This is a genomic window from Alteromonas sp. M12 (genome assembly GCF_037478005.1).
GTDB classification, from domain to species: Bacteria; Pseudomonadota; Gammaproteobacteria; order Enterobacterales; family Alteromonadaceae; genus Aliiglaciecola; species Aliiglaciecola lipolytica_A.
Genome location: NZ_CP144164.1, coordinates 2,934,103 through 2,955,869, shown reverse-complemented (window position 1 = coordinate 2,955,869; position 21,767 = coordinate 2,934,103). Strand labels below are relative to the sequence as shown.

Sequence of the window (21,767 nt, the reverse complement as noted above, 5' to 3'; positions counted from 1 at the left end):
TCTTGCAGTGGTTCAAAAATGTGTTTAGTTAAACTGCTAGGGCCTTTTTATGATGGTCTAGAAAGAAGTGGCTTAATCTGCATGGGTGTGGACGACTTTAGGCATGGTGCGGTTACGTCCTTCTTCTTTGGCTTGATACAAAAACTTATCCGCAGCTGTGATAGCTTTATCTACGCTTATATTCTTGGTTACTTCTTTAACACCGATACTCAAGGTAATACTAAATTCTTTGCCAGCATATTTGAAAATATGATTAGCCACTTTCTTGCGTATTTTTTCTGCTAAAAAGTGTGCGTCAGATTCGCTGGTTTCTGGCAAAAGGAATAAAAACTCTTCTCCTCCCCATCGAGATATCTTGTCTTGTTTACGCAACGTTGAGGTAAATAGCGCCGATAAGTTTTGTAGTACGTAATCTCCACCGTCGTGGCCGTGGAGGTCATTTACATTTTTAAAGTGATCAATGTCGCACAGTAATAACGACATATTGACTTTACTGCGCTGTGCACGATTGTATTCGTGTTCTAAATAATCTTTCATGGCCCTGCGGTTTGGTAACAACGTAAGGGGATCTTGCATTGCTTGTTGTTCGAATTGGTCACTTAATTTTTGCATAAAAGTAATGAATTTTTGCCGTGAAAATTCGTAGAAGCCAAATAATAAAGTAACCGTTAAAAAGGAATAAATTAAACGTGACTTAAATTCGTGGGTGTAGGATGTATTTAATAAAACTTCGCCTGGATAGAACAACATGATGCTAATCAAAATAACAAATAGGCCAATGTTGGCTAAGCCTTTACGCAAACCGCCAAAAAAGAAAGCTACAGGAGGCAGAATATAAATCCATAATGGTCCAGTGTTGGCATGGCCACCGGTGTAAACTAAATAAAGCATTAAAAATAACAAACATGTGAAAATAATGCGTGTAGATATTTTGTAGGTATTTTTAATTTGTTTAAATCGATGGATTTGGTGACTTAAAAAGAATAAAAAACAGGCTGAAAAAAGAGAGATGGATAACACCATTTCGCCACCGAAAGCGGCGGAAATACCTAAAACAAGAGTGAGACTATAGCCAATGCAGGAAAAAAGATTGGAGACAAATATTTGTTGATTAGATTCGCTATTTCTATCGCCAACAACACCCAAATAAAGATAAGCCAGCATCCACTTGGTCATTTTTCTGATCATTAGATTTCAACGTTTTCCATGTTTATTACGATATCTTTGCTTAACTGTTCTAGTAAATTTCGTAGTTTGCCCACCGCATGTCCATAACCATTTTCTGCCAGTGGTAGTTCGTACTTAAAGTTATATATTGAGTCAGTTAAATTTCTGTTGCTTTGATCATTATATATCCAATACTGTCCAGCTAACACCACTTTTGATTCATATGTAGGCAGAAAGTGGTTTATTTTTAACCCTAATATTAAGTCTGCTTGTTTGAAATTAACTAATTGTGGATCAACAAAGTAGGCTGTTTTCGACGTTTTATTGAGATCATTTAGTAATGAATTACGAATGCTCGTTTGTAATGGTTGCGCCCAATAATGTTGTTTAGAGTAGAACACTTGATGATTATCCATTTGCATATTCAAACTGGCTTGTTTGAGGTAGTCGGCCAACTCAATAGTCTGAATTGCTACTGTAGTAGGGCGCTGTGCAATATCATCGGGCATTGAAATAGAGGCTGCGTTATCGAGTACATAATAGTGCACATTTGTGTTCACTTCACTCGCACAACCCGCTAGCAGCAGAGTCAGCCCGAATAGGTAAAAGGTTGGCTTAGTCATTGTCGGTTTCCTGATTTAAAGATTGCGCTTTGGGTTCAACTTCTGGCTGCGTAGCGTCGCTGAATATTAAACTATTCGGTTTTTGGTTGAGTTGTTGCAATAATGGAGTGAGTTGCTGCAAGGTCGTTTGAAACCTTTGCATTGTCGAAATTAATTCTTGATTAGTTCTAGACCCTGCAGAGTAATCTTTGAGTAAGCTAGTTAGCGATTCGGCAGCTTGATTAATATTCTGACTTGTTTGTTGGTCCTTCACGTCAACCAGCAGGCTATCGAGGGTGTCAACGGTCTCTTTTAATGCCTCAGCTGTGGCATTAAAGGTTTGCATTAGTTGACTCGCATCTTCAGACATTTGGGCAAAAGGAATGGCATTTATATTGTCTAAAACACCACTTACTTTTTGAGTGATTTGCGCAAATTCCCCTGATGTTGTAGGAATCACATTGTAGCCAAGAAACTTACTCAGAGGTTCCGGTTCAGCATCCTCATAATGCTGTAAATCAACGTACAAGCCGCCGGTCACAATATTACCAATTTTAAGGGATGCTCTAAGACCTTGTTCTATTCCACGTAATGTTTGTGTTCTAACAATCTCTACACCCGTGTGGTCATCGGGTTGCTGCATTCTGCTTGGCTGGATGTTGATCAGGACTGGAATCGCAAATTCATCATCAAGTAATTTACTCTGCGCTGCGCCTGGTAGGTTAATTTCAATCACTTTACCAATTTGCAAACCTCGGTATTCTACAGGTGCGCCGACAGTTAATCCGCGAATACTATCTTTGATCATCAATACAAAATTAACCCCCAGTTTATATCTTTTGTTTGAAGCGCTTTTATAGTCTTTATATATTTCAAATGACGCTTGTGTTGTGACTAGCTTGCCCGTTGACATACCCTCAGGAATGCCAAATGTGACACCGTTAGTGAGAATGGTTTCGATACTTCCTGTTTTTATTTCTATCCCATTGGCGGCAAGATCAAGACTCATTCCGCTGGCATTCCAAAACTTGGTATTTTCAGTGATAAGTTTGTGGTAAGGCGCTTGGATAAAGGCATTGTAAGAAACGATGCGCCTATCTACATCAAAATGCATGTCTTCAAATTCACCGACTTTCAATCCTTTATAAATAATCGGATCACCGGCTTTAAAGGATAGTTCTTCGTCACTATTTAAGGTTATCTGTAATCCTGGTGTGCCAGCTGCTGTGGCAGGGGGATTTTCAAATGCGATAAATTCAGTAGACAGTTCGCCCTCGGTGCTCGGTTCCAAAGTAATATAAGGGCCGGAAAATAGGGTGGTTAATCCAGATACACCATTAAGAGAGACACGGGGCCTCACCAGCCAAAACTTACTATCTTTTCCAAGCAGCATTTCGGCACTTGGGCTCATTCTTGCGGTTACAATTACGCCACTTAAATCGGGTTTTAGTTCTACCTTTTTAACCACACCAATTTCGACATCTTTGGTTTTTATCTTTGTTTGATCTGCTTCAATACCAGAGGCTGAAACAAACTCAATGTTAATTAACGGGCCTTGATTTGCCCACTGGTGATACACCATCCACATTCCAATAGACAGGGCGACTAATGGAATCAGCCAAAATTTTGAGATTATTCGACTAGACTCTACATCTGCTTCTTGCGCGCTTACTTGTTGGTTTTTATTGTCTATCATCTTGTGCGTCCGAATTGCTCCAAATTAATCTAGGATCGAAAGTCATCGCTGCTAGCATTGTTAGTATCACCACACCACAAAATGCCATTGCAGCAGGACCAGGAAATACACTCATGGTATTGCCTAGTTGAATGAGACTAACCAAAATCGCAACGGCGAATATATCAACCATTGACCACCGACCTATAAACTCTGTCAATCGGTACCAAAATATACGGGTGTTTTGTTTTTTGATTGTACCGTTTTGCGCACAATAGTTAAGCCAGATTAATATTACCAACTTACCTATGGGCACAACTATACTGGCAATAAAAATGACCAACGCAATTGGATACGACTTGTTCTGCCACATGGAGATGACCCCACCCAGTATGGTGCTGGGTTCATCGGTACCTATAAATACCGTGTGCATAATAGGTAAAGTGTTAGCTGGAATATATAACAATATCGAGGTCAGCAATAACGCCCAAGTACGCTGTATACTTTCGGACTTCGGAAGTCTTTTACGGCGGTGTTGGGTTTGGGTGGCGTTGATATAAAGTTGGTGTTTATCCATGGATAACAATGTGGCTACCATGCATAAGGTGAAACCGATGTAAGCATAAAATGATAGGCCAATACTGATATCTGCAAAAGAACTGATTTTGATTAAACTTACGAGTACTCCAATCAAAAATATCTCTGCCATGCTCCATGGAATGAGGGCGTAAACGATATTTAAGATAGTCTTTGAAGTGGCTGGATTTTTATTTACAGGCAATGGCACAACGACTAGCAGTAAACCCAGCAATACTATGGCGGGGACGATGATAATAGACAGCAATTGGATCACCGCTAAAAACATATAATCATTGACGATTAATACGTCTAAGCCGGAAATGATCCCAATTGCATGATTTTGCCCGTTGCTGCTAAATCCAAGAAAGTTAAATGGCATTGATAACAGTAAAAAAATTAAAGCGCTAAGGGCGAACATGATTATTCTTTGATTGGCCCTTGCGAGGTGTTGCGTCAATACGTGCCCACAACATGGGCATTTTGCTTTCTGGCGATGAGCTAAACGAGGTATTTCTACTGATGTATCACATTGTTGGCAGACCGTTTGCCCGCTGTGGATAGGATCGGATAAGTGTTGACTCATTTATAAACACCGTTAGCCAGTTGTATGTGTTTATCCAAACATTCAGAAAATACCGCGATACTTTTATCTATTTCAGTCTCTGTGGTTGCCCAAGAGCATATACTAATTCTAATCACCTTTCGGCCCATCCATGTCGCGCCACCACACCAGGTTACACCAGAGTTTTGAATTGCTTTGAGTGTATTAACCGTAATTTCATCTGAGTCAGCGCAGATTATAACTTGATTAAATACAACATCGTTAAGTACTTTAAAACCCGCAATTCGGATATTTTTGGCGAAGTAGACGGCATGTTGATGTAATAACTCAACAAGTTCTGCAATACCGTTTTTACCCAAATAAGCCAAACATGCCCATAATTCTATTCCACGGGCACGCCTAGACATGTCAGGTGTAAAAATCATATTGTCGCGGTTTTCACTGGTTTGTATATAGGAACCTTGTTGATGCAGAGCCTGCGTTAACGCTTTGGGATCTGCACATAAAATAATTCCACAATCGTAGGGCGCATTTAAGGTTTTGTGACCATCAACAGACCATGAATTCGCCAGATTAACGCCTTTGGTTAGTTCATTAAACTTTGCGGATGCTGCCGCCCATAAACCGAAAGCGCCATCAACATGCACCCAGGCTTTAGCGGCTTGGGCTTTAGGAATGATGGTTTGGAAGTCATCGAAAGCCCCGCTACAAACGTTTCCAGCCTGTAAAACGAGAATACAACTATGATCAAGCGGAGGAATCGCATCAACGCGCATGCGACCTTGTTCATCACATTCAACCCATTCAATTTGCTGTTGACCAAATCCTAATAGATTCAACATTTTCACCACAGTTCCGTGGGTTTGTTTAGCTAAAATGATGCGAAGGGCAGGCGCTGCAAAAAGTCCGTGTTGTGCAATGTCCCATCCTAAATGCGTTAATTGACGATAACGGGCAGCCGCCAAACCGCATAAACTGGCAACTGAAGTCCCTCCAACTAGCCCTGCCACAGTATTTTCTGTTAGTTGAAATAGTTGTTGTAACCATTGTTGGCAAACGCTCTCTAATTTTGCCGCTATTGGTGACATGACAAATAGCGCTGCATTTTGATCCCAAACATCAGCTAACCATTTTGCCGCCAAACCTATGGGCAGTGCCGAACCATTAACAAAGCCATAATAACGACCATTTGAGTAACGTACGGTATTTTGTGCCCCTTGATTGGCGAGTAAATTTAACAGCGCGTTTGCGTCGCCAATATTTTCCGGTAAGTCGCCATCAAATGCGCTGAGCAGATCCAAATCCTTATTGCTTGGATAGATTGCTTTTTCATCTGTATCTGTCTGGTATTCAAGTGCACTTTTGCAGGCTTGTTTTAACAGAACAGAAGTACGAACTTGCTCGAACATGTGTTTTTGTATTTTTGACATAGTCGTACTTCTTAGTTGTGGGTAAGGCTAACGTTATCACTAAATGTAGTTGTTTTTTAGGAAAAATAAGTAAAAAAAAGCCATCTTTAAGATGGCTTTTGTCTGCGAGAAAAGTAAATAAACTTTATCGATTAATAATTTGCATTACCTGGCGAGCGAGGGAAGGGAATTACGTCACGAATATTCTGCATACCTGTGACATAAGCAACTAGGCGTTCGAAGCCTAAGCCGAATCCAGAATGTGGAACTGTGCCATAGCGACGCAAGTCTCGGTACCAAGCGTAGTCTTCTTTATCCAGTCCCATTTCTTCAAGTCGTTGGTCAAATACGTCTAGGCGTTCTTCACGCTGAGAGCCTCCGATGATTTCACCAATACCCGGGGCCAATACATCCATTGCTGCCACTGTTTTGCCATCGTCATTAATGCGCATATAAAATGCTTTAATATCTTTTGGATAGTTCTGCATAATAATCGGCGCACCTACATGCTCTTCTGCAAGGTAACGCTCATGTTCTGACGACAAGTCCACACCCCAATCAACTGGGAATTCGAATTTTTTACCGCAGTTTTTGAGTATTTCAATGGCATCGGTGTAATCCATTCTGACGAAATCTTGGGCGATCACTTTTTCCATTCTATCTTTAACGTCTTTATTGATATGTTGCGCAAAGAAAGCCATATCATCGGCACGTTCTTCCAATACCGCTTTAAACACATATTTTAAAAGATCTTCGGCAAGTTGCGCTACGTCAGACAATTCTGCGAAGGCGACTTCTGGTTCGATCATCCAAAATTCCGCTAAGTGGCGGCTTGTGTTTGAATTCTCAGCTCTAAAGGTCGGCCCAAAAGTGTACACTTTGGACATTGCTGTACAGTAGGTTTCAACGTTCAATTGACCTGATACTGTTAAGTAGGTTTCTTTTCCGAAAAAATCTTGGGAATAATCGACTTCACCTTGTTCGGTTTTAGGGATGTTCATCATATCTAAGGTCGAAACCCTGAACATCTCACCAGCCCCTTCAGTATCACTGGCAGTCAATATGGGAGTGCTGATCCAAAAATAGCCTTGTTCGTGGAAAAAGCGATGGATAGCTTGAGATAAACAATTGCGAACACGGGTTACCGCACCAATGACATTGGTTCTAGCACGCAAGTGCGCATGTTCCCGAAGGTATTCAATACTGTGGCGTTTTGCTGACATTGGGTAAGTGTCTGGGTTTTCAACCCAACCTAAGATGTCAACTTGGGTCGCTTCTATTTCTAACGACTGACCTTTACCTTGTGATTCTTTCACTTCGCCAGTAACTGCAACTGAGCAACCTGTAGTGAGACGCTGGATATCGCTGTAATTTTGCATTGTATTCAGTGCAATAACCTGAATAGCGTCAAAGCAACTTCCATCATGCAAATTGATAAAAGATAATCCTGCTTTAGAATCTCTGCGGGTTCTCACCCATCCCTTTAAAACTACTTGTTCCCCGATTGGGTACTTGCCAGTTAACACGTCAACCACTGGGGCATGCGCCATTGATATTCTCCACTACAGCAGGGTTAACCTGCAAATTTTTGATTACAAACTAAAATAAGACAAACGACTAGGATAAACAATAACCTAGATGAAACCAAATTAATGCTCTACAGTAACTAAAGCTGGATAATTAAAATGTCACTAGAATCTGTCGCATAAATAAGGTGTGTAATCTTACTTAGCTAAATGACAGACTCAAGTAAAAATAGGCGCTAAATAGAGAATATGTCTGAACAATTCCCTTGGCAGGGCGAAAACCGCCGAAAAACGCCTCGAAGCCGCGATAAATTTTACCAAATTGTATTGGGATTGAATATTGTTGCTTGGGTGATATTTGTCGCTTCTTTGATAGTTTTCCATTATGCACGGCCAGAATTGATATCTGGCGTGCAAGAATATTGGGGAGTATCTGGTCGACAAGATTGGGCTATGTCTCTTAGTCTTTATCTAATTATGTTACTTTGCCTATGCACATTCATGAGTCTGTTTGTACTTTTCATGCGGCGATATAGAACTCGCCGCCGAAATGACTATTTTGGTATAAACGTAGTTATTTTATTGGCAATCAGCGTAGTGGTATTAGTTTGGATCTTATCTGATCTTTGAAATATCACTAATTGAGTGTCTGTAAACTGATCGCAATAGCGGCGGTCAGTTGAGTCAGTTGTTGCTGATTAATAATAAACGGCGGCATAATGTAAATGAGTTTTCCAAATGGCCGGATCCAAACGCCGTTATCGACAAAAACACGTTGTAACTCAGCAACATTAACCGCCTTTTTACATTCAACGACACCAATTGCGCCCAATACTCTGACGTCTTCTACAGCAACATGGTCTTTTAAGGGGAACAACTGATGTTGCAGTTGTTTTTCAATTCTTTCGACCTGTTCTTGCCACTTATTCTGTGCCAACAAAGCCAAACTGGCATTAGCTACCGCGCAAGCTAACGGATTACCCATGTACGTAGGGCCGTGCATAAACACGCCCGGTTCAGACGCACAGACCCCTAATGCAACATCTTCTGTGCAAAGCGTTGCTGCAAGTGTCATATAACCACCGGTTAACGCTTTGCCTACGCACATGATATCTGGACTTATACCAGCATGTTCGCACGCAAACAGTTTACCTGTTCTACCAAACCCTGTAGCAATCTCATCACAAATTAACAAAATGTTGTGTTCGTCACATAACTGTCGACAACGATGAAGATATTCTGGGTGGTATATGCGCATACCTCCGGCTCCTTGCACTATTGGTTCGATAATAAGTGCTGCGACTTCGTTTTTGTGGGTAAGAATCAAATCCTCAAGGGGTCCGATATCATCTTCATTCCAAGTTTGATCAAATTGAGTTTGTGGTGCTGGGGCAAATATTTGTGAAGATAACACTTGGTTAAATAAACTGTGCATACCGTTTACCGGGTCACATACCGACATAGCCGCAAAGGTATCACCATGGTAACCATTGCGAGGGGATATAAAACGGTGTTTCTCTGGAGCACCTTGGCACGCCCAATATTGCAATGCCATTTTCATTGCGACTTCTACCGAAACTGAGCCAGAATCAGCTAAAAACACGCGCTCCAAGCCTTCAGGTGTAATATCCACTAGGCTTCTACAAAGATCGATAGCGGGTTTATGAGTGATTCCGCCAAACATCACATGAGACATTTTTTCTAACTGTTTATTGGCCGCTTTATTTAGTTCTGGATGATTGTAGCCATGAATGGTTGCCCACCAAGATGACATGCCATCGACTAAACGTTCGCCATCTTTCAGTTTCAGGAAAACCCCTTCTGCTGATTCAACTTCATAACAAGGAAGAGGGTTAATCGCAGATGTGTATGGATGCCAAATATGTTTTTGGTCAAATTCGATATCAGTTAGGTTAGATTTGTTCAAATAATGCTCACTTGTAAATCAAAGTATCTGGTAAGAGTTGACAATGTTTAAGTCGGCCTTAGACTAAGCCAACATAATTCGATAGTAAAGGACCAAATATGGCGTTCCCAGCAGATTTTTCAGGTGCAGCACAGATAAGACACGACTGGACATTAGACGAAGTGAATGCATTATTCGCTATGCCTTTTAATGATTTGCTTTTCCAGGCCCAATGTATTCATCGCCAACATTTTGATCCTAATTATGTGCAGGTCAGCACATTATTGTCGATTAAAACTGGGGCTTGTCCGGAAGACTGCAAATATTGCCCGCAAAGTGCGCGTTACGATACTGGCCTAGAAAAAGAACGCCTTTTGGAAATTGAAAAAGTTATTCAGCGCGCCAAAGAGGCTGTGGCAACAGGGTCAACGCGTTTTTGTATGGGGGCGGCTTGGAGAAATCCAAAAGAGCGTGATATGCCATATGTTTTGGAAATGGTCAAAGAAGTTAAAAAGCTTGGCCTAGAGACTTGTATGACCTTGGGTATGTTAACCCGTGATCAGGCGATAGCACTAAAGCAAGCTGGATTAGATTATTACAATCACAACTTGGATACGTCACCCGAATATTATGGTGATATCATTACAACCCGTACCTATCAAGATCGTTTAGATACACTGCAAAATGTGCGTGATGCCGGTATGCATGTCTGTTCTGGTGGTATCGTCGGCATGGGTGAAGAGGCCGATGACCGCTCTGGTTTGTTGATGCAATTGGCCAATTTAGAACATCACCCAGAAAGTGTGCCGATCAATATGTTGGTGAAAGTAAAAGGTACACCATTGGATGATGTGGAAGATTTAGATTCTTTCGAATTTATTCGTACTATTGCTGTAGCCCGTATTTTAATGCCTAAGTCTTTTGTTCGTTTGTCGGCGGGGCGTGAGGCGATGAATGAACAAATGCAAGCCATGTGTTTTATGGCTGGCGCAAATTCAATTTTTTACGGTTGTAAATTGTTAACCACCTCTAATCCAGAGACCCATGAAGATGTCATGCTATTCAAAAAATTGGGAATCAACTCTAAACAAACCCGTGAGTATTCTGATGAAGCCCATGAAGCCGCTTTAATGGAAGAGATTCAGGCGGGTGAGTCAGAGCAAGCTGGAAATGAATTATTCTACGATGCCAGTAAACCTGTCGTCGCTGTGCCTGAGACGACTAATTAGTCAGTGGCTTTTGCTTATTTACAAGCGGCTCTGAATGCACGTAAACGTGAAGGTTTGTTGCGTCAACGGCGGATAATCGATTCTTCTGCTGGCGCAATGATTGAGGTTGATGGGCAGCACTTTTTGAGTTTCTCCGGCAATGACTATCTAGGACAACGTCAAGATATTGCTGTTATGCAGGCTTGGGTGGAAGGCATTTCCAGCTATGGTGTGGGCAGTGGGGCTTCGCCACTTGTTACCGGCCATACTCGTGCGCATCAGCAATTGGAAGAGTTTTTGGCCAGTGGTTTAAAGCGTGAAGCCGCTTTATTATTTAATTCTGGCTTTGCCGCCAACCAAGCTATTTGTCAGGCATTAGCAAACCCGAATTTGTGTATTTTGTCGGATAAGTTAATGCATGCATCATTTGTGGAAGCGGCAAAACATTGTGACGGCACATACAAGCGCTTTCGGCATAATGATATTGATCATCTGACAACGTTATTCGCTTCGAGTAACCGACAAGCACCGCAACAGTCTCAAGCTAACATTCAGGATTACCTTATTGCCACCGAAGGGGTATTTAGTATGGACGGTGATTTGGGACGTTTAGATGAATTGCACAAAGTGGCTCAGCAATATGATGCTTGGTTAATGGTAGATGATGCGCATGGCATGGGAGTATTGGGTAAAACCGGCTTAGGCAGCGCTGAACAATTGAATCTAAGTCAATCTCAGGTGCCGATATTAATGGGGACTTTTGGCAAAGGAATTGGCACCTCTGGTGCTTTTGTCGCAGGCTCGCAAGTGCTTATCGACTACTTGGTGAACTTTGCCAAGCATTATGTATATAGCACCGCAATGCCTCCTGCTATGGCGATGGCAACCTATGCGAGTTTTCAATCGTTAGCTGATGGTGTCAAGCAGCAAACGTTAACCCAACGAATTGCTCAGTTTAGACAGTTATGCATGCAAACGGGGGTGCCGATAACTGATTCACAAACTGCCATCCAACCTATTGTTATTGGCGACCCAGTTAAGTGTGTGAAAATTAGTGAGGATTTGAAGCAGCTTGGACTGTGGGTCACAGCCATACGTTATCCCACTGTTCCTAAGGGAACTGACAGGCTACGAATTACCTTATCAGCCAGTCATAAACACACTGACATAGATGCATTTGTTGATGCTTTAGTAATAGTGCTTAAGCGTTATCAGGTATTAACCCATGATTGACACCGTTGTGGATAAAAAGCGCAGAATAGCCTACCAGTTTAGTCAATCAGCATATCGTTATGATGATGTCGCACAAGTGCAATTGGATATTGGTTTTGATGCAATTCAGTTGGTGCAAGCTAATACACTCGGAAAATTGTTGGATATTGGTTGTGGGACCGCTCGTTTAACCCGAATGCTGGTGGACAAATTTCAACATGTCTGCGGCATAGACTTAGCAGCGGGCATGATTGAGCAGGCGAAAAAACTTAATCCAACTGACGACATTAAAGGATTCATTGACTTCCACATAGCAGACGCGGAATCTTTGCCATTTCCAGATAAGTCCTTTGATTCGATTTTTTCTTGTATGGCATTACAGTGGTGTACGCCAATTCAGCAGAGTTTAGCGGAGGCGAATCGGGTCTTAACCGATGATGGCCGCGCCGTCTTAGCGCTGCTTAGCGAAGGTTCGATGTCAGAATTACAGGCAACTTGGGGGGAAATCGATTCAGTCCCTAGAGTCAACCAATTCATTCCCCATCGCGAATTGGTAAAAGCAGCACAACAGTGCGGGTTTAAAGTGCTTGAGCAGCAAAAAACCTATACTACCTGGCACCCTAACGCGATTAGCGTGTTGAATAGTATTCGCCATATTGGCGCAAATGTTGTGCCTCAAACTGGTAACCACTCGAAACTGAGTCGACAGTCTTTAGCTGAATTTGAACGGATTTATAAGCAACGTTTTGCCGTTGAAGACCAGTTACCCTTGTCTTACCAAGTTAGTTTTTTGATTTTGAGCAAAGATATATGATCAACTCTATTTTTATTGCAGGTACTGATACCGATGCAGGAAAAACCGTTATTGGCTCAGCCATTTTGCAGCTTGCGGCAAAAAGAGGGCTTTCCACCATAGGTTTTAAACCGGTTTCTGCCGGCTGTTTTGAAACTGCGGAAGGTCTTAGAAACGATGATGCAGTGGCCCTGCAGCGTGTTAGCACATTGCAATTACCCTATGAAAAAATTAATCCCATCGCGTTTGCTGATCCTGTCGCACCCCATTTAGCCGCTCAGCGCATGGGAGTGACCCTCGATTTACAACAAATAACCTCAGCCTATACAGATTTACTCTCTGCAAATGCTGATTTACTGCTAACCGAAGGAGCGGGTGGGTGGCGTTTGCCATTAGGCGAAGGGGCATTCTTATCAGATTTTGCGATCCAACAAAAAATACCTGTGGTGTTGGTGGTTGGTATGAAGTTGGGCTGTTTGAATCACGCATTACTCACCTATCAAGCTATCTGCGCTGATGGTCTAGAGGTTATCGGTTGGGTAGCTAATCAGATTGATGAGCAGATGTTGTATTTACAGGACAATATTGAGAGTTTAAAGCAATTAATCCCCGCACCTTGTCTCGGTGTTGTGCCTAAGCTAAAAAACACCGAACAAGCTGCAGAGTATTTGTCGTTTGATAGGTTATTTCAATAAGTTATTTAGAGCTGTATTAGCAGCTATGGTTTGTTGTTGATTCCCTTTAAAGATAACACCGTCGAGTTCACCAATTAGTGTAAATGTATCGCCCTGGAGCAGCAAACCACTTCCTTCTCTTATCCCAATTACATGGGTGTCTGGGTTCAATACACAAAATTCAGCAATCCGTTGAGCCCTTGTTTCACCATTGTGACCAGGTGGCTGATAATCGCTATAATGGGGATTAATTTGTACCGGAACAAAGGCTAAAGCAGAAAATGATTCAGGCTGAATGATTGGCATGTCGTTCGTGGTTTTAATACTCAAACCACAAATATTTGAACCTGCACTCCAACCGATATAAGGGGTACCAGAATTCACTTTATTTTGGATACTTTTTATTATGTCATTGCTCTGCAATTGATAAAGCAAGTTAAAGGTATTGCCTCCACCGACAATAATTGCTTGGGCGTTATTGATTGCATCGGCTGCATTTGGCAATGTGTGGATACCAGTAATACGTATCTCTGGTAACGCCTGTTGCACTTTTTCAGTGTAGTCATCCCATGACATAGTGACGCCTGCATAGGGGATGAAAATCGCAGTTTTAACCTTATCTAAAAACGGCAATATCATTTTTCTGGGGTTAGCTAGGTATTCTTCATTGCCAACTTTTGAACTGCTCAACATGAGTACACGTTTTTCTGACATTTTTTTCCTTTGAAATGAATTTAACGCTAGACGCGCTTTTTTAGCTAGATAGAATAGACTCTTAAGCATAAGAGAATCAGGAATAGGAAACAACTCGAATGGCTGTAACAATTCGCTCTGTATTGTTTGTATGTTTGGGCAATATTTGTCGTTCTCCTAGCGCAGAAGCAGTATTTAGGAAAAAAGCCCATGAAAAAGGTTTGCTGTTGAAAATAGATTCAGCGGGAACCCAAGGATATCATACTGGCGCGGAACCCGATGAGCGTTCTGTTGCCGTGGGGGAAGCCCGAGGTTATGATTTTTCAGGGATAAATTGTCGCAAAATCACCAAACAAGATTTTAGTGACTTCGATATTCTGATCGCCATGGATGAAATGAATCTTCGTGGTTTGCAAAGTGAATGCCCAGAAGAGTATCAAGATAAAATAAAGTTGTTTATGTCTTTTTCTGGGTTAGAGGAACAGGAAATCCCAGATCCTTATTATGGCGGTAAGAAAGGCTTTGAGTATGTTCTTGATTTAATCGAGGCATCAGCTGATGGTCTTATCGAGCATATATCTGCTCTGATTGTTCTAGATGATTAACAATCGTAAGTACGTTTGAATTTATTCCCATCTCATTGTCTATATTGTCTATGACAATTTAAATCGATGTTATAGTCCATAGTTGAATAGATTAGCGCGTATTGACATTGTACTATAAAGGCGTTTTAGGGTAATTTCCCCGTAATTTTTATTTAGCAGGTATAGCCTGCTTTTTTTGACTGTATTTAAGGAATGCGTGTGAGCCAATGGCAACCGGATAGCTGGAGATCTAAACCTATCCAGCAACAACCTACTTATCAAGATCAAGCTTTATTAAAAGAAGTAGAGAGCAAACTTCATAGTTATCCTCCGCTGGTTTTTGCTGAAGAAACAAGGCAACTATACAAACAACTTGGTGATGTAGCCGAAGGCAAAGGTTTCTTACTACAGGGTGGTGATTGTGCGGAATCTTTCGACGAATTTAATGCGCCTAAAATAAGAGATACCTTTAAAGTTATTCTGCAAATGGCAATTGTTTTAACCTTTGCTGGAAAATGCCCAGTAACAAAAGTTGCGAGAATGGCAGGGCAGTATGCAAAGCCACGCTCCTCTGATTTAGAAACGATTAATGGTGTTTCTTTACCGAGTTATCGTGGTGATATCATCAATAGCTTTGAATTTACTGAGCAGTCTAGAATGCCTGATCCTAATCGGATGTTAGAGGCATACCATAGAGGCGCTTCAACCTTAAACTTATTGCGCGCATTTGCCCAAGGTGGTTTAGCGGATTTGCATCAGGTGAATCGTTGGAATATGACCTTTCTTGAGAACAATCCGTTACGTGATCGTTATCAAGACGTCACCAACCGCTTGCAAGATGCATTGGAATTTATGGATGTGATTGGTATTAATCATGTGAATAACGCAACTTTGCATGAAACTAATTTATTTACTTCCCATGAAGCCTTGCTACTAAATTACGAACAAGCGTTAACCCGCATTGATACATTGACAGGTAAACCTTACAACTGCTCTGCACACATGGTGTGGATTGGTGAGCGTACCCGTCAATTGGATCACGCCCATATTGAGTTCTTCCGCGGCATACATAATCCTATTGGGGTTAAAATTGGTCCAACAATTCAAGAAGATGAATTGATGAGATTAATCGACACCTTGAACCCAGATAATAGCGCTGGTCGTTTGACGTTCATTACGCGCATGGGGGCAGATAAGCTTGAGCAAAATTTGCCAAAATTACTGCGCCGAGTAAAAGCGGAAGGACGAAAAGTCGTGTGGAGTTCAGATCCAATGCATGGCAATACCAAAAAAGCATCTAGTGGTTATAAAACTAGAAACTTTGATGACATCTTAAGCGAAATTCAGCAGTTCTTTGCTGCTCACCGTGCTGAAGGTACACATCCAGGTGGTATTCATTTAGAAATGACTGGCCAGCATGTGACGGAATGTACTGGTGGCGCGTATCAAATCAGTGATGACGATCTTGCCCAGGCTTATAAAACCCAATGTGATCCGCGTTTGAATGCCGATCAAGTACTGGAAATGGCATTTTTAGTAGCGGATCATTTAAAAAGCGGAAAATAACGCTATAGCTTGATCTCATTCTTGTTTCACATTTAAAGCCAGTTGCTAATCCAACTGGCTTTTTTATACCTGATTGCTTTTAATTTAGTTGCAAAAAGTGCATATTATTTAAAATATTACAGGTTTAAATCACGTAACAGTGTAATAAATGGAATTGACGATAAATGAGTAAATTAATCGACCTTAGTCATACAGTGGAAGATGGCTTAGTGACCTACAAAGGCCTACCAGCTCCAATCATTTGCGACTACTTGAGCCGAGAAGCATCAAAATCGCACTATGAAGAAGGGACTTCATTTCAAATTGGTAAAATTGAAATGTGCTCCAATACTGGTACTTATATCGATTCCCCATTTCATCGCTATGTTGATGGCAATGATCTTTCTGAACTTCCACTTGAATCAGTAGCCCATCTTGATGGGGTTAAAATAACGATTCCGGACGCTATCCTAGCAATTGATGACAGCTATTTTTTTAATTTGGAGCTAACTGACAAAGCTGTGCTTATCGAAACCAACTGGTCACGTCACTGGAATACTGATTTGTATTATGAACATCATCCTTACCTAACAGAAAGTGCAGCCACGTATTTGAAAAGCAAAGGCGTATCATTAGTGGGTATAGATAGCCATAACATCGATGATACTCGCGGTGGTGCAAGACCAGTACATAGCACATTATTGGGGGCTGATATTTTAATTGTTGAACACATGTGCAATTTACAATCGCTACCAGATAAAGGGTTTTATTTTTATGCGGTGCCGGTAAAAATCAAAGGTTTTGGTACCTTTCCGGTGCGCACATTTGCACAATTAACAGAACAAAAAAACTAAACCGAAAGATCTCACCATAAGCAATGTCTTGTAAGACAATGAAGGACGAGTATGAAAACTGCAATAAAATGGATATTTAGTACATTCTTAGTAATTTTAAGCATTGCTATCATCGGCGGCTGGTGGATCGGACCAGCTTGGCGCGCCTTGCTACTTGACCCACCTAAAAATACTGACATTCTTTTTTGGAAAACAAGTCAGCGAGATGCTGGTTTTAAAGTGTTGGATCAGGCTCCATTTCTGGTGAAGTCCCGGGAAATTACACCAGCAGATAATATTAGGGTGTTGCCTAAAGGCGAGGCACTCGTTGTTAATGAAGATATTGATAGGTTTTTTGACGAGCAGCGTTTGGCTGGTGGCTTAATCCTGCATAAAGGCAAAATTAGGTTTGAAAAATACGCACTTGGACATTCACAACAAGGACGTTGGACGAGTTTTTCAGTGGCTAAATCATTCACTTCAAGTCTAGTCGGTATTGCTTTAAAAGAAGGTCATATAAGCAGTCTTAACGATAATGTTTCAGATTACATTTTGGGCTTAAAAGGGTCAGTTTACGATAATGTGAGCATTGAACAATTGCTTACCATGACATCAGGAGTGGCATGGAATGAGGATTATTCTGATCCAAATTCAGACGTTGCTTTGTTTAACAGTCACAAAGCCGTAGATGGTTTGCCGACAATCGTTAGCTATATGCGCAGATTATCAAGAGCCAATCCACCTGGCGAAACTTGGCATTATTCCAGTGGCGAGACAAATCTAATTGGCATTTTGGTTGAACAAGCCACAGGCCAAACACCTGCCGATTATTTAACGGAGAAAATTTGGCAACCTTTTGGTATGGCTGACAAAGCAACTTGGATTTTAGGTCCTGATGGCAATGAAATATCCGGTTGTTGCATTCAAGCAAGCCTGCGTGATTTTGCGCGTTACGGTTTATTTATGTTAGAGGCGGGTCACATACATGGAGAGTCCGTATTCCCACAAGATTGGGTAAGCAAAGCGACGACTAAACGAGTAGAAACTTCTCCAACATCGAAAAGAGGTTATGGCTATCAATGGTGGACGTTTGAAGATGGCAGTTATACTGCTCGAGGTATATTTGGTCAAACAATATTTATTGATCCCAATAGAGACCTAGTGATTGCCTTTAATGGCAATTGGCCAACTGCCACTGATGCTAATCTATATCAGAAACGTTTGGAGTTTATTGATAGTGTTAAAGCAACGATTGATCAGGAATAAAACCAATTTGTAATTGCATGCTGCAAACCACAATATTCAGTCGTTATTTTGGCGTTCTAAGTCGATTGGATTTGCTGTCATCGTTGCGTTTGGTCGCCGTCACTTCAATTACTATTTTTGGGCTGAGAGTTTTTAGCTGAGTATGTTTAATTAAGTATTACCAACTGAGTAAAAGAGTGCCTTTGATATTTTACCAAAGGCCTATTATCCGATTTAATCAGTGTAACTAAAAAGCAAGAAGGGCTTCGCTAAATCGTGCACAGTTGCTCAATACTTGGTATTGAAATAAGAAGTTAAATTATTGCTTAGGCTTTCTTCTTATCCATTTTTACCACTTCTGCTTTTTCTTGCTCTAAAATTGAATCTGCATCTGTACCTTTAAACAACTTACTAATCACATCTTTGTTTTTAGACAGTAAAATAGTCAGCTCTTCAGATACATCATTAGGTAATTTAATACCTTTAGCCTGAATGTAGGTACTTAGGTTATCCGCTACATCAAGCATTTTGTCATATTGGTCAGCGGCTTTTTTGTCTGAAGTCACAAGTTTCTCTTCTCCATTTCGCTCAACAACATATTTCACAATAATCGCCATAATATATCCTCAAATTTCAGTAGGTTTTGTGCCGTCGAAATTAAATATAGCAAACTACTGTATGTTTGGACAGTATTAATTGTGATTGATGTTTATTTATTTGAGTAACGGAGAATTAGCCTCAATTGAATGATACACATCGACACAATCACTCAATGTTTTGGCGGTTAATTTAGGCACGCTATAAACCTGTGTAGAAACGCCAAACTTAGTTTTAATGTAGCCCATCAGTACCGCGAAATCGCCATCCCCACTGAGTAAAATAACTTCGTCTAAATGCGCTGACTGGTCGATCATATCAACGGTAATACCGACGTCCCAATCACCTTTGGCGGTACCATCACTGCGTTGAATAAAGGGTTTTAGTTTAACCTCAAAACCAATATGCCGAAGGGCATCTTGGAATTTAATTTGTTGGTCATCTTGGCGGGCTATCGCATAAGCGTTGGCTACAACTATATTGCCGTGTTCTGAAAGTTGTTGCCAAAGCTGGCGATAATTAAACTGTTTTTGATAAGCCTGTCGGCAGGTGTAGTAAACATTTTGCACATCAACAAAAACGCCGATGTTTTTAGCTTTATTTTGCATACTGATACCGCCCACAGGTTATTTAAGTTAGTTTGTTTAAACGAGCTTTTTACTGCTTAGATAATCTTCGTAGTTGCCTTTGAAGTCGATTATCCCATCTTCAGTAATCTCTAAAATCCGGGTTGCCAATGAAGATACAAATTCACGGTCATGGCTAACAAACAACAGTGTGCCCGGGTAGTTTTCAAGGGCTAAGTTTAACGATTCTATGGACTCCATATCTAAGTGATTGGTTGGTTCGTCCATTAGTAATACGTTATTTTTCTGCAAAATAAGCTTGCCGAAAATCATTCGACCTTGCTCACCACCAGATATGACTTTAACTGATTTATCAATTTCTTTTTGAGAAAACAATAGTCTGCCTAGTGTTCCTCTAATAACCTGTTCATCATCGCCTTCTTTACCCCACTGATACATCCAGTCTAGTAAAGTTTTGTCTTCTTCGAAGTCATGGGCGTGGTCTTGCGCGTAATAGCCTATAGATGCGTTTTCAGACCATTTTACATTCCCACTGTCGGCTGCAATGTCTCCATATAAACAACGCATTAAGGTTGTTTTACCCGCACCATTAGGACCAATGATGGCAACTCTTTCGCCGACCTCGATCATTAAATCCAGATCAGAGAATAGGGGAGTTTCAAAGGATTTACTCAAACCTTCTACTTCTAGGGCTAATCGATGCAGCTTTTTATCTTGTTCAAAACGAATAAATGGATTTTGACGACTAGAAGGTTTTACTTCATCCAGTTGGATTTTGTCTATTTGCTTGGCACGAGATGTAGCTTGCTTCGATTTTGACGCATTAGCTGAGAAGCGACTGACAAAGGTTTTTAGCTCTGCAATTTGTGCTTTTTTCTTGGCGTTGTCAGACAGTAAACGTTCTCTGGATTGAGTAGCAGCGGTCATGTACTCATCATAGTTGCCAGGGAAAAGTCGTAACTCACCATAATCGAGGTCAGCCATATGGGTGCAAACACTGTTTAAGAAGTGACGATCGTGAGAAATAATAATCATCGTACAGTTACGTGAATTAAGTGTATCTTCCAACCAACGAATAGTATCAATATCCAAGTTGTTGGTGGGTTCGTCTAACAGCATAATATCCGGGTCTGCGAATAAAACTTGGGTTAACAACACCCGTAATTTCCAACCTGGTGCTACTTCGCTCATTGGACCGTAATGTAAAGCTTCTTCTATTCCCACACCGGTAAGCAATTCAGCCGCGCGAGACTCAGCAGTGTATCCATCCATTTCGGCAAATTCAGATTCCAGTTCGGCTGCTCTGATACCATCTTCTTCTGTCATTTCCGGATTAGCATAAATCGCATCTCGTTCTTCTTTGACTTTCCACAGCTCTTCATGGCCCATAATAACAGTATCGATTACTGAATATTTTTCAAAGGCGAATTGATCTTGTTTAAGCTTACCAATTCTTTCATTAGGATCTTTTGTAACGTTACCTGAAGATGGCTCTAAATCATTACCTAGAATTTTCATGAACGTGGATTTACCGCAACCGTTAGCTCCGATAAGACCGTAACGATTTCCCTCTCCAAATTTGACGGACACATTTTCAAAAAGAGGCTTGGCACCAAATTGGATGGTGATATTGGCAGTAGCTAACACGTTGGCAATTCCTATAGATTAAAGACATATAAATTTTGCGCAGGATTATGCCACAAATAACTTTATTTTGATGGGGTTTGTTGATTTAAATCGCGAAGCACCGTTTTAACCCGTTAATCGCGTTTTGGGCTAGGGTAATGGTGGGATTTTATGAATTATCAATAAGATAGGTTAACTAACAATTAGATTGCAGCACAGTGATGGCAGAAATCATCGATTTTCCCACCTTCCATTAAATATGTCAGGCGGGGAAAAGATTCGATAAATTAGAGAAGAACTATTGATCTAGCGGTGTATTAAAATCTTCGGAAAGCTCAAAGTCACCAGTTACGCTAGCCACTTTTTCATCTTCAAAATGAATGATTAATTCTTTGCGAAAGTCTTCACCTCGCTTGCTCATACCGCGCTTCATCTCGTATATGTAATACCAAGTATCGTGGTCGAAAGAATCCTGAACTACTGGACGTCCTAGTACATAAATAACCTGTTCTTTGGTCATTTCAACGCGCAGTTGTTTAACGCTTTTTTCCTGTAGGAAATTCCCTTGGGGAACGTCAATACGGTATATCCAATCTGTGCAGCCAGACAAAAATAATGTTGTTACAACAGCCGCTATTATACTTTTATACTTCATTCATTCTTTCATTTAAGTTAAATAATTAATCTAGCTTAGCCCAATGAGCCAGCTTATTTCTGGACACGCATGCTAACTCAGCATTAGGT

21 protein-coding genes are annotated in these 21,767 nt (G+C 41.0%); 9 read left to right on the top strand and 12 right to left on the bottom strand.

Annotated features, from left to right (window positions below; all coding sequences use genetic code 11):
* Window positions 1-72: 72 nt before the first annotated feature.
* The 6 genes from VUI23_RS12785 to asnS form a co-directional block, all read right to left on the bottom strand.
* Window positions 73-1,188 (bottom strand): GGDEF domain-containing protein, encoded by a 1,116-nt coding sequence (locus VUI23_RS12785; protein WP_342804585.1) that lies wholly within the window; start codon window positions 1,186-1,188, stop codon window positions 73-75.
* On the bottom strand, window positions 1,188-1,790 hold the full coding sequence (locus tag VUI23_RS12780) for an ABC-type transport auxiliary lipoprotein family protein (protein WP_342804584.1): 603 nt from the start codon (window positions 1,788-1,790) through the stop codon (window positions 1,188-1,190). The genes VUI23_RS12785 and VUI23_RS12780 overlap by 1 nt, the downstream gene beginning before the upstream one ends.
* Window positions 1,783-3,465 (bottom strand): intermembrane transport protein PqiB, encoded by a 1,683-nt coding sequence (pqiB, locus tag VUI23_RS12775; RefSeq protein WP_216048413.1) that lies wholly within the window; start codon window positions 3,463-3,465, stop codon window positions 1,783-1,785. Before pqiB ends, VUI23_RS12780 begins: the two co-directional genes overlap by 8 nt.
* Window positions 3,452-4,606, bottom strand: a complete 1,155-nt coding sequence (locus VUI23_RS12770) for a paraquat-inducible protein A (RefSeq protein ID WP_342804583.1) — start codon at window positions 4,604-4,606, stop codon at window positions 3,452-3,454. Before VUI23_RS12770 ends, pqiB begins: the two co-directional genes overlap by 14 nt.
* Window positions 4,603-6,015 (bottom strand): aminotransferase class V-fold PLP-dependent enzyme, encoded by a 1,413-nt coding sequence (locus VUI23_RS12765; RefSeq protein ID WP_342804582.1) that lies wholly within the window; start codon window positions 6,013-6,015, stop codon window positions 4,603-4,605. Before VUI23_RS12765 ends, VUI23_RS12770 begins: the two co-directional genes overlap by 4 nt.
* Window positions 6,016-6,146: 131 nt before the next feature.
* Window positions 6,147-7,544 (bottom strand): asparagine--tRNA ligase, encoded by a 1,398-nt coding sequence (gene asnS / locus VUI23_RS12760; protein WP_342804581.1) that lies wholly within the window; start codon window positions 7,542-7,544, stop codon window positions 6,147-6,149.
* 225 nt (window positions 7,545-7,769) lie between these two features.
* On the opposite strand from asnS, the gene VUI23_RS12755 reads away from it, so the two are divergent.
* Entirely contained in the window at window positions 7,770-8,150 is a 381-nt protein-coding gene (locus VUI23_RS12755) for a hypothetical protein (protein ID WP_216048417.1), read from the top strand.
* Between the two features lie 7 nt (window positions 8,151-8,157).
* On the opposite strand, the gene bioA is transcribed toward VUI23_RS12755, so the two are convergent.
* Window positions 8,158-9,447, bottom strand: a complete 1,290-nt coding sequence (bioA, locus tag VUI23_RS12750; RefSeq protein ID WP_342804580.1) for an adenosylmethionine--8-amino-7-oxononanoate transaminase — start codon at window positions 9,445-9,447, stop codon at window positions 8,158-8,160.
* A gap of 98 nt (window positions 9,448-9,545) precedes the next feature.
* Between bioA and bioB the strand changes: the two genes are divergently transcribed.
* Genes bioB through bioD form a run of 4 tightly spaced genes read left to right on the top strand, consistent with a single transcriptional unit; the run spans window position 9,546 to window position 13,334 of the window.
* A complete protein-coding gene (bioB, locus tag VUI23_RS12745; protein ID WP_216048419.1) occupies window positions 9,546-10,655 on the top strand; it encodes a biotin synthase BioB in 1,110 nt (369 codons plus the stop codon).
* Window positions 10,656-10,658: 3 nt separating this feature from the next.
* Window positions 10,659-11,867 carry an 8-amino-7-oxononanoate synthase gene (bioF, locus tag VUI23_RS12740; protein WP_342804579.1) on the top strand — a complete coding sequence of 403 codons (1,209 nt, stop codon included), beginning with the start codon at window positions 10,659-10,661 and terminating at the stop codon, window positions 11,865-11,867.
* Entirely contained in the window at window positions 11,860-12,660 is an 801-nt protein-coding gene (locus tag VUI23_RS12735) for a methyltransferase domain-containing protein (RefSeq protein WP_342804578.1), read from the top strand. The genes bioF and VUI23_RS12735 overlap by 8 nt, the downstream gene beginning before the upstream one ends.
* The gene (gene bioD / locus VUI23_RS12730) at window positions 12,657-13,334 is read left to right on the top strand and encodes a dethiobiotin synthase (RefSeq protein ID WP_342804577.1); all 678 of its coding nucleotides are present in this window, start codon (window positions 12,657-12,659) and stop codon (window positions 13,332-13,334) included. The genes VUI23_RS12735 and bioD overlap by 4 nt, the downstream gene beginning before the upstream one ends.
* On the opposite strand, the gene pepE is transcribed toward bioD, so the two are convergent.
* Entirely contained in the window at window positions 13,323-14,027 is a 705-nt protein-coding gene (gene pepE, locus VUI23_RS12725; protein ID WP_216048423.1) for a dipeptidase PepE, read from the bottom strand. The two genes, bioD and pepE, sit on opposite strands and share 12 nt — an antisense overlap.
* 98 nt (window positions 14,028-14,125) lie before the next feature.
* On the opposite strand from pepE, the gene VUI23_RS12720 reads away from it, so the two are divergent.
* The 4 genes from VUI23_RS12720 (at window position 14,126) to VUI23_RS12705 (ending at window position 18,234) form a co-directional block, all read left to right on the top strand.
* On the top strand, window positions 14,126-14,611 hold the full coding sequence (locus VUI23_RS12720) for a low molecular weight protein-tyrosine-phosphatase (RefSeq protein ID WP_216048424.1): 486 nt from the start codon (window positions 14,126-14,128) through the stop codon (window positions 14,609-14,611).
* A gap of 198 nt (window positions 14,612-14,809) precedes the next feature.
* Window positions 14,810-16,156 carry a 3-deoxy-7-phosphoheptulonate synthase class II gene (locus VUI23_RS12715; protein WP_216048425.1) on the top strand — a complete coding sequence of 449 codons (1,347 nt, stop codon included), beginning with the start codon at window positions 14,810-14,812 and terminating at the stop codon, window positions 16,154-16,156.
* A gap of 164 nt (window positions 16,157-16,320) precedes the next feature.
* Window positions 16,321-16,989, top strand: coding sequence for a cyclase family protein (locus tag VUI23_RS12710; protein ID WP_342804576.1), 669 nt, complete (start codon window positions 16,321-16,323; stop codon window positions 16,987-16,989).
* A gap of 51 nt (window positions 16,990-17,040) precedes the next feature.
* Complete coding sequence (locus VUI23_RS12705; protein WP_342804575.1) at window positions 17,041-18,234, top strand: serine hydrolase; 1,194 nt, start codon at window positions 17,041-17,043, stop codon at window positions 18,232-18,234.
* Window positions 18,235-18,539: 305 nt separating this feature from the next.
* Here the strand turns inward: VUI23_RS12705 and VUI23_RS12700 are convergent, their stop codons facing one another.
* From VUI23_RS12700 to bamE, 4 genes are all read right to left on the bottom strand, one after another.
* A complete protein-coding gene (locus VUI23_RS12700; RefSeq protein WP_342804574.1) occupies window positions 18,540-18,830 on the bottom strand; it encodes a YebG family protein in 291 nt (96 codons plus the stop codon).
* A gap of 96 nt (window positions 18,831-18,926) precedes the next feature.
* On the bottom strand, window positions 18,927-19,418 hold the full coding sequence (locus tag VUI23_RS12695) for an NYN domain-containing protein (protein ID WP_216048429.1): 492 nt from the start codon (window positions 19,416-19,418) through the stop codon (window positions 18,927-18,929).
* Between the two features lie 36 nt (window positions 19,419-19,454).
* On the bottom strand, window positions 19,455-21,044 hold the full coding sequence (locus VUI23_RS12690; protein ID WP_303500651.1) for an ABC-F family ATPase: 1,590 nt from the start codon (window positions 21,042-21,044) through the stop codon (window positions 19,455-19,457).
* Window positions 21,045-21,321: 277 nt separating this feature from the next.
* On the bottom strand, window positions 21,322-21,678 hold the full coding sequence (bamE, locus tag VUI23_RS12685) for an outer membrane protein assembly factor BamE (RefSeq protein WP_303500653.1): 357 nt from the start codon (window positions 21,676-21,678) through the stop codon (window positions 21,322-21,324).
* Window positions 21,679-21,767 lie beyond the last annotated feature (89 nt).